The following is an 8,297-nucleotide window of genomic DNA, read 5'->3' as shown; positions in this document are numbered from 1 at the left end:
GCCGCCACCGCCGCTACCGCCACCGCCGCTGCCGCTGCCGCCGCCACTGCGACCGCCACCGCCGCCGCCGCTACCACCGCCGCCACTACCGCCGCTGCCACCGCCGTGAGAGTCGCCACCCTGCGTGCCGCCCGACTCATGATAAAGAGCCTGAAGCGCGGAAAGATCGCTACCACGGCCCAATATTGGGCATCTGCTATAGCTCTTCTTCTTTAGTCGCTCCTGGTGATAAGGCCTTGGGCATTTTCGATGCTCCAAAGGGTCAGCCGTCGTAGCGGAGATACCACTAAAGAAGAAGGGCGCAGCAAGAATACTAGACGTTAGAAGTATTGAGGCGAAAGAAAATCTAGTCATTTTTTCCTCCATGATTCATTGAGCATGAGAGTTGGTGGATATTTTCTTGTTTTTTGGAACATTCCCTTAGGTAATAAGGTGGCACGCATGGTGTTGAACGCGTGTGTAATTTCGCACAGCGCTGCAGCTAGGCTCGTGTTACGTTTAGGAATCTGCGCCGATGCGTAACGGCGCGAGAAGTTGGCACTTGCCTCTCAATCCAGCGCGGGCCGCATGAAGCCGCGTCCGTCGTTCACGTCGCCGCAGATCTGCTTTTCCCCCTCGATCACAGCCAGGCATTCCAGATCCACCGCGAGGTGCTTGCGTTCATTCTCAGGGGCAGCCGGCTTGAGATGCTGAACAGAGCGCGGGCAAGATTGCTGGTCGCGAGGAATGACTCGGTAGTCGACACCTGTCAGGTAGAGTTCGCACAGCAGGGCGAGGGCGGCACAGCGGGTGTGGTCGCGGGCTTCCAGCATGGCGAGGAGGCGGCCTTGCTCCAGTCGTCGGCCCCCATGCGCTGGAACGAACCGACCATCGAGCGCACTTGATTGTGCAGGAAAAAGCGCGCGGCGGCCCCAACGCGCCTGACGTCGAGTTGATCGAGTGTCTTCATCAGGCTCTGGGCCTGGCAGTCGGGGGAGCCGTCGTGATGGCCAAGCAGGCCCTGCGCCGCCTCGTGCATGGCCTCGGCATCAAGCGACTTGCGGATGTGCTAGAGCAAAGCGCGTTCAGGCGCAAACGCCGCTTTGCTCTAACTCTTTGTTTCGACGCGTCTTTGCGATTCTTGCCGAGTCCGGCAAATCGCAAAACGCTTTAAACACAATAGCGCTCCGGGGCGAGCGGCAGGCGTTGCCGTGAACAAGGCCCGCGACGGCGCATCCTCCGACTCACATGTCAGAATAGCGCTGCGACGTTCCGGGACAGAGCAGCTAGATCGCTCGATCGTAGCAGAATGCGCGCCGTCGAAAGCGAGCCATCTCATCCTTGCTCATGCACAAAGAAGCTCAGCCGTGTCCCCGCATAGTCACGCTGATCAGCCAGAGCAAAGATGGCAGGCGCCTGCAGCGGTGCATCGGCCGCCTCCTCCACCACGCAGAGCGCGCCCTTGGTCAGCCAGCCGCCATCGGCGAGACTGGCAAGGGCGAGGGAGGCGAGGTTCTTGCCATAGGGCGGGTCGAGGAAGGCGAGCGAATAGCGCTCGGTCGGCCCGATGGCGCCGAGCTTGGTGGCGTCCCGCCGGAACAGGCGCGTCTTGCCGCCGAGCGACATCGCCTCGATGTTGGTGCGGATGACGCCGCGGGCTTCTGCCCCCTCATCCACGAAGGTGGCGAAGCGGGCACCACGCGACAGGGCCTCGAAACCGAGCGCACCGGTGCCGGCGAAGAGGTCGATCACGCGCGCATCGCGCACGGGGTCGTCATAGCCATGGGCGAGGATGTTGAACAAGGTCTCGCGCAGGCGATCCGAGGTCGGACGGATCGAGTCCGACTTCGGTGTCGCCAGTTGCTTGCCGCGAAATTGCCCGCCGATGATGCGCATGGAGGGAGCCGTTAAAGCAAAATGCGTTCAGGTAGGAGCGGATTTTCAAGTAAGCGCATTGGCATCGAGAGCATTTTGCGATTCTTGGTGATTCGGCCTGAAGGATAAGACGCGCTAGCGTCCCCGCCGCGGGCCACCGCTCGGCTTGCTGCCAGCGGGCTTGCCACCGGCGCGCGGCTTGAAGGGCCGGTCGCCGCCACCTTCACGGTCACGGAAAGGCTTGCGTGGACGCTCGCCGCCCTCGTCCCGGTCGCGGGAAGGAGAGCGTGGCTTGAACGGCCTGTCGCTACCACCTTCGTTGCGGTCGCGAAAGCTTGGGCGCGGCTTGAAGGGACGCTCGCCCTCTTCGCCCTCGCGGCGGGCCGGCCGTGGCTTGAACGGCCTGTCGCCACCACCTTCGTTGCGGTCGCGAAAGCTCGGGCGGGGCTTGAAGGCACGCTCGCCCTCCTCGCCCTCGCGACGGGCCGGGCGCGGCTTGAAGGGGCGGTCCTCGGCGCCCTCGCGCGCTCGGAAGGGCTTGCGCGGACGCTCGCCGCCTTCCTCACGGTCACGGAAGGAAGGACGCGGCTTGAAGGGTGGCTTGTCCCCCTCGTAGCGCTCGCGGAAGCTACGGCGCGGGCGCTCGGCCCCCTCGTCGCCATCGCGAGACGCCGGACGTGGCCTGGACGGACGCTCGCCGCCCTCCGCACGCTCGCGGAAAGGCTTGCGCGGACGGTCGCTACCCTCGTCGCGATCACGAAAGGAGGCGCGCGGCTTGAAGGGACGCTCGCCGCCCTCATCCCGGTCACGGAAGCCGGGGCGCTTGCTGCGCTTGGCCGGCTTGTCCTCTGGCACGTCGGCAACGCGCTGCACCAGCACGCGGCGCCCGTGGCGATCCTCGACGAGGCTGCCGCGAATCACGCGCTCCTTGCCGCCCTCCTCGGCCTTCACGCGCAAGCCGCGGCCGGCTTTCGCAGGCTTCTCGACCGGCTTGGGGGCGAGTTCGCCGCGCTCGAAGGCGGGCGCCTCGAATTCGCATTCAGCCTCGGCGATCAGGTCCGGCCCGAGTTGGTCGATCAGCACGCGGGTCTTCACCTCCTCCACCGCACCCTCGGCAAGTTCGCCGAGCTGGAAGGGGCCGTAGGAAACGCGGATCAGGCGATTCACTTCCAGGCCGATGGAGCCCAGCACATTCTTGACTTCGCGGTTCTTGCCTTCGCGCAGGCCGAGCGTCAGCCAGGAATTGGAGCCCTGCTCCTTGTCGAGCTTGGCTTCGATGCGGCCATAATCGACGCCATCGATGGTGAGGCCTTCGAAGAGCTTGTCGAGCTGGACCTGGTCGGTTTCGCCGAAGGCGCGCACGCGGTAGCGGCGCAACCAGCCGGTCTTGGGCAGTTCGAGCTGGCGGGCGAGGCCGCCATCATTGGTGAGCAGCAGCAGGCCCTCGGTGTTGATGTCGAGACGGCCAACCGACATCACGCGCGGCAGCGAGGGATCGAGATTCTCGAACACCGTTGGGCGGCCCTCGGGGTCCTTCTCCGTGGTCACCAGGCCGCGAGGCTTGTGATAGAGCCACAGGCGCGTACGCTCGCGCTTGGGCAGCAGTTTGCCGTCGACGGTAACCTTGTCGGTGGGCAGCACGTTGCGGGCGGCGCTGGTCAGCACCTCGCCATTCACGGCAACCCGGCCTTCCTCGATCCAGGCCTCAGCGTCCCGGCGCGAGCCAAGACCGGCACGGGCGATGACCTTGGCGACGCGATCGCCGGCGAATTCGGCCTCGGCGGCCGGAACCTGCTTGACGGCGTCCTCGCGCGGCTGCGACCGCTTCTCGGCGCGGCGCGGCGCCGGACGCTCCGGGCGGTTCTCGCGGCGCTCATCGAAGCGCGGCTCGAAGGACGAACGACCTTCGCGCGGTTCGAAGGCGGTATCGACGCGGCGAGCGCGGACGGGGCGATCGCCTTCGCGTCCGCCCTCGCGATCCTCGCGCCGGGCGCGGAAGGGGCGCTCCTCCCGGTCGCCGCGCGGGGCGTCGCTACGCGGACGGAAGGGCCGATCGCCTTCGCGCCCACCTTCGCGATCGTCGCGGCGGGCACGGAAGGGTCGCTCCTCCTTGTCGCCGCGCTGCGCATCGGTGCGCGGGCGGAAGGGACGGTCGCCGCCACGCTCGCCACGATCCTCGAAGCGACGCGGACGTGCCTCGCCGCCCTCGCGGTCCTCACGCGGACGGAAGGGACGGCGCGGCGCCTCGCCACCCTCGTCGCGATCGCGGAAGGACGGGCGCGGCTTGAAGGGGCGCTCGCCGCCGGCATCCCGGTCGCGGAACGTCTTGCGCGGCGGGCGAGCTTCGGAAGCCTCGCCTTCACGTGGCTTGAAGCGGCTGGGGCGGCGCTCGCCGTCATTGTTCTCGGCAAAGGAACGGGCCGGGCGCGCGGCACGAGGCGGCCGGCCCTCGCCTTCCTCGCGGTCACGGAAAGAACGGCGCGGTGGTGAATCGCCGGTGACGCCGCGACGGCGGGGGCCTTCGCCGGCCCCGGTAGGCTTCTTGCCGCCACGGGGGGGCTTGCGGGCGTCGCCGCCAGATCGTTTATCGTCGGACATCTGTTGCTCCTAGAGCAAAGCGCGTCTAGGCGATAGCGCCTCTCTGCTTTAGCTCTTCATTTTACGCGTTTTGCGATTTGGGGCGATCCCGTCAAATCGCAAAACGCTTTGGCAGAAAAGGCGGCATGTCACGAGATGAAGCGCTCGATCATGGAACTGGCGCTGGAGGAAGCACGTGCGGCCGCAGGTCGCGGGGAGGTACCCGTCGGCGCGGTCGTCGTCAAGGACGGAGTGGTGCTGGCGCGCGAAGGAAACCGCACGCTGGAGCTGCGCGACCCCACCGCCCACGCGGAAATGCTGGCCATCCGCGCCGCCGCGCGAGTGCTCGGCAGCGAAAGGCTCATCGATGCCGATCTCTACGTGACGCTCGAACCCTGCCCGATGTGCGCGGCGGCAATCTCCTTCGCCCGCATTCGCCGCCTCTATTTCGGCTGCGACGATCCCAAGGGCGGCGCCGTGGAAAATGGCGTGCAATTCTACGCCTCCCCCACCTGTCATCACCGGCCGGAGGTCTATTCGGGCATCGACGCGACGGCTGCGAGGGAGCTGCTCCAGGGATTTTTCAGGGAGAGGCGGCGGTAGGAGTGTCGATTGGGACGCGAAGGGCGCCGGAACCACCGCCTTGTCATTCCCGCCCGTATCCTCACAAGCTTTGCGTGTGAGTGTTCTCGCGAGCGAAACGAGAGAGAGCGAGGGAAGGGGATGACAGGGTAGCGGTTCTCTCGCCTTCCAATCCCCTCAATCATCCGTGGCCGCCAGATAGGCGCTGAGCGTCATCGCCCGATAGCCGGGGCTCTCCGTCACGGCCTGCGAGGGCGGCAAGAGTTGGGGCTTCTTCTTCACGAATTCCACCGGCCTGACCGGATTGGCGCGTTGCCAGTCGATATCCAGCGCATCGCCATAGTAGCGGGCGAGATCGCCGTTCTCGAAGATGATCGAGGCGTCGCGGTTGACGCTGACGCCCTGGCCGCTCCAATTATGGCTGCCGATCAACACGCGCTCGCCATCCACCACCATGCCCTTGGTGTGATGGTTGTCGATGGCGCGCAGGCGGTTCTCGACATCGACGCCCTTCGACTTGAAATACCAGGCGACGTGGCGGTTGTCGGAGAACTCGCGATTGCCGGTGCGCAGCAAGACACGGGCCTCCTCGAGCGTCATCAGCTTTTCGACCAGCGCATCGATCAACTCGTCGATATTGCCGCGATGCACCCGCGGATCGCGGCGCATGCCGATATAGGGAATCTGGAACCAAAGACTCCTTTTGGCCGAGCGGATCAGGCGCAGCACGGCATCGGTGTAGACGCGGCCATCGAGGTCAGGCGTGAGGACCGGGGTCGCCTTCACCGTGCTCGTCACCACCAGCGGCGCCAGGATGCGGGACGGCGGCCGGCGCTCCTCAACAGCGGCTTCCAGCGCCATGTCGGGCACCAGGATCATCGGCTCGGGCAAGGCGGCCGCTTCCTTGCGGGCAGCCAGCTCGCGCGAACGCTTGATGTCCTGCCGGATATGGCTGCGGAAGCGCGTTGCCAGGCCCGGGCTGTGCATCACCACATGCCAGTCGCGATTGCCGGGCAGGTCCTTGTTCGCGGCATTGTCGCGCTGTTCCTGGCTGACGATGGGCTGGCTCGATGTGTTCTTCCAATTGCCCGAGGAGAGCCAGAGCCAGTCGTCGTCCCGCACGGTGACCTTGATGTGATAGGCCATCATGATCAGGCCGCCAGGGCCTTCCGGCACGGTGACGACATCGAAGCGCTCGCCATGGCGGGCTCGCCAGGCCTCGAAGCGCGGCGCGGCCTCGAATTCGAGGACGGAAGCTGCCTCCGGGGCCGAAGTCGCGCTCCCTGCCTGCGGAGCCGGCAGCGTGACATTGTCGAGCGCCAGCGCCATGGAGGCGCCCTTGTCGAGCGCCTCGCCGACGAGATCGGCGATGGCCGCGCCCTTGAACTCGTACATGGCGGAGACGAGCTGGTGCTCGCCGCTGCCTTGCAGGAAGGCGGTGAGCTCCTCGAAGCCATATTCCGGGCTGACATGGGCGCGCACCGTCATCGGCTCGACGATCTGGGCGAGTGTAAAGTCCGGCCCCTGGCGCGCCTCGTCGTCATAGGCGATGCCGCCCACGGCCTCCAGGGCGGCATAGGCCTCGAGCTGTTCGCCGACATCAGCCGCTTCATAGCGCACAGGATGGCCCTGGAAACTAGCCGGCCAGTTCTTCCTCGCTTCGTCCAACAGCGCCGGTTTCACTGAGATGGCGATGCAGGACGTATCGCCGATGCGGCTGTCCTCATCGAGGTAACCGACACGCCCGGCCAGGACGGCCTCGTGACGATTGGCATCCAGGAAGGCTGTAACGGCCGCCTCGATATCCACGCCGCCGGGCGCGGGACCGTCCACGGTTACCTGCCCGCCGCCGGCGATCCTGATGGTGACGGTCACGACGGTGTCGCCCGCGGGCGCCGGGGCGCTTTGCGGCTGGGGCGGCGGCGATATCACGGGCAGTGGCGGCACGGGCTTGCTGGTCTCCAGCACCGGCGGGCGCAGCCAGAGCTTGCCCTTCACGTAGTCGCGGAGGATGCGCGCCGGAACAGCCTGGTTCTCCTTCATGTAGATGCCGGCAAAATGCAGGCCGACGACCTCGCCGGTGGCCATTGCCACCACGCAGCTGCCGGAGGAGCCGCCCAAAGTGGTGCAGTCATGGCTCAGGCGCTCGTCGCTCTCGGCGATGAGATAGCCCGGCGCCAGGCGCTTGACGTCGTAGGAGCCGCGATAGAGCTGCTGCATCAACGCCTGGTCCGGGATCACCGAAGCCGGGGCCCGGGCGGGATAGCCGATGGCGCAGAGCGGCCGCATGGGATCGGCCGCCTCTTCTGCGACAGGCAGCGGTGACAGCGCGCCGATCGGCGCCTTCGCCGAAAGCTTCAGGAAGGCGATGTCGACCGCACTTGCCTCCGGCTCGATATAGAGCACGCTCGCGATCGGGAGATTCACGCCTCCATCCGCGCCGTTACGGAAATGGCCGGTGTTCAGGCTCACCGACAAGGGCTCGCCATCGGAGCCGATGCGGAAGGCAAACCCCTCGCCGCCCTGGCGGGCGAAGAGCTCGGCGACATGCCGGTTGGTGGCGACGATGCCGTCATCGACGATCCAGCCGGTGCCGACGAAGGGCATGCTGGCAAAGCCTTCGATGTCGATACGGCCGATGCGCGTCAGCAGCGGCTCGATCCGACTGCGGCAGACGCCAAGATCGTCGCGTAGCTTCCCCGCCTCCGGCCCGAGGATCGCCGCATCGTCGATGTCGAAGGACATCGGCGCGCCATCCTTCGGCGGCAAGGCGAAGAAGACCGGACGCTCCTGGTCGACGATCGCCTCCAGAGCACTCGGATTGGCGCGCCGGATGGTATCGAGGATATCCACCCCGCCCGGGCCGGCCGGGCCCCTCTCCAGAACCGGCTCCAAGCTTTCAAAACCGGACGGCGCCGGTGGCCCAAGCAAAGATGCGTAATGACTCTTGAGATCCGGGTTGCGCCAGAGCAGGCGCCGCACGAAATCCTCGGTTTCCTCGCGCGTCATCCAGAGCCTCCAAGGGCAAGGACTTCTATTACTGGCGAGTGTAAAATATAGATTCTGCCCACACAACTATCATATTTATTTTATATTGAGCTAGAATATCGCGTGAACACTTGTGCAATGCCCCTAGAGCAAAGCGCGTTTAAGCGTAAACGCTGCATTGCTCTAACTCTTTGTTTCGACGCGTCTTTGCGATTCTTGCCGATGCCGTCAAATCGCAAAACGCTTTAGGTTGGTATGCCGCATGGGTTGCCTCCGCACGCTGCGATCCCGTAAAA

The 8,297-nt window shown here is 65.7% G+C and carries 7 protein-coding genes; 2 read left to right on the top strand and 5 right to left on the bottom strand.

The window, feature by feature from the left end:
- Window positions 1-548: 548 nt before the first annotated feature.
- Both QQL24_RS00780 and QQL24_RS00775 read right to left on the bottom strand, forming a co-directional pair.
- Window positions 549-812, bottom strand: a complete 264-nt coding sequence (locus tag QQL24_RS00780; protein ID WP_284309974.1) for a hypothetical protein — start codon at window positions 810-812, stop codon at window positions 549-551.
- Window positions 749-949 carry a hypothetical protein gene (locus QQL24_RS00775; protein WP_284309972.1) on the bottom strand — a complete coding sequence of 67 codons (201 nt, stop codon included), beginning with the start codon at window positions 947-949 and terminating at the stop codon, window positions 749-751. Before QQL24_RS00775 ends, QQL24_RS00780 begins: the two co-directional genes overlap by 64 nt.
- Between QQL24_RS00775 and QQL24_RS00770 the strand changes: the two genes are divergently transcribed.
- Window positions 881-1,153, top strand: a complete 273-nt coding sequence (locus tag QQL24_RS00770) for a hypothetical protein (protein WP_284309973.1) — start codon at window positions 881-883, stop codon at window positions 1,151-1,153. The two genes, QQL24_RS00775 and QQL24_RS00770, sit on opposite strands and share 69 nt — an antisense overlap.
- A gap of 161 nt (window positions 1,154-1,314) precedes the next feature.
- Here QQL24_RS00770 and rsmD read toward each other — a convergent pair whose 3' ends face one another.
- Together rsmD and QQL24_RS00760 are read right to left on the bottom strand one after the other, a co-directional pair.
- A complete protein-coding gene (rsmD, locus tag QQL24_RS00765; RefSeq protein ID WP_284309969.1) occupies window positions 1,315-1,875 on the bottom strand; it encodes a 16S rRNA (guanine(966)-N(2))-methyltransferase RsmD in 561 nt (186 codons plus the stop codon).
- Window positions 1,876-1,989: 114 nt separating this feature from the next.
- Entirely contained in the window at window positions 1,990-4,452 is a 2,463-nt protein-coding gene (locus QQL24_RS00760) for a pseudouridine synthase (protein ID WP_284309968.1), read from the bottom strand.
- A 135-nt stretch (window positions 4,453-4,587) separates the two neighbouring features.
- Between QQL24_RS00760 and QQL24_RS00755 the strand changes: the two genes are divergently transcribed.
- A complete protein-coding gene (locus QQL24_RS00755; protein ID WP_284309967.1) occupies window positions 4,588-5,034 on the top strand; it encodes a nucleoside deaminase in 447 nt (148 codons plus the stop codon).
- Window positions 5,035-5,190: 156 nt separating this feature from the next.
- On the opposite strand, the gene QQL24_RS00750 is transcribed toward QQL24_RS00755, so the two are convergent.
- Complete coding sequence (locus tag QQL24_RS00750) at window positions 5,191-8,022, bottom strand: phospholipase D-like domain-containing protein (RefSeq protein WP_284309966.1); 2,832 nt, start codon at window positions 8,020-8,022, stop codon at window positions 5,191-5,193.
- Window positions 8,023-8,297 lie beyond the last annotated feature (275 nt).

It is taken from the genome of Labrys miyagiensis (genome assembly GCF_030160835.1).
GTDB classification, from domain to species: domain Bacteria; phylum Pseudomonadota; class Alphaproteobacteria; order Rhizobiales; family Labraceae; genus Labrys; species Labrys miyagiensis.
Note: the sequence above shows the minus strand (reverse complement) of the source record. Positions and strands in the feature narration are given on the sequence as shown.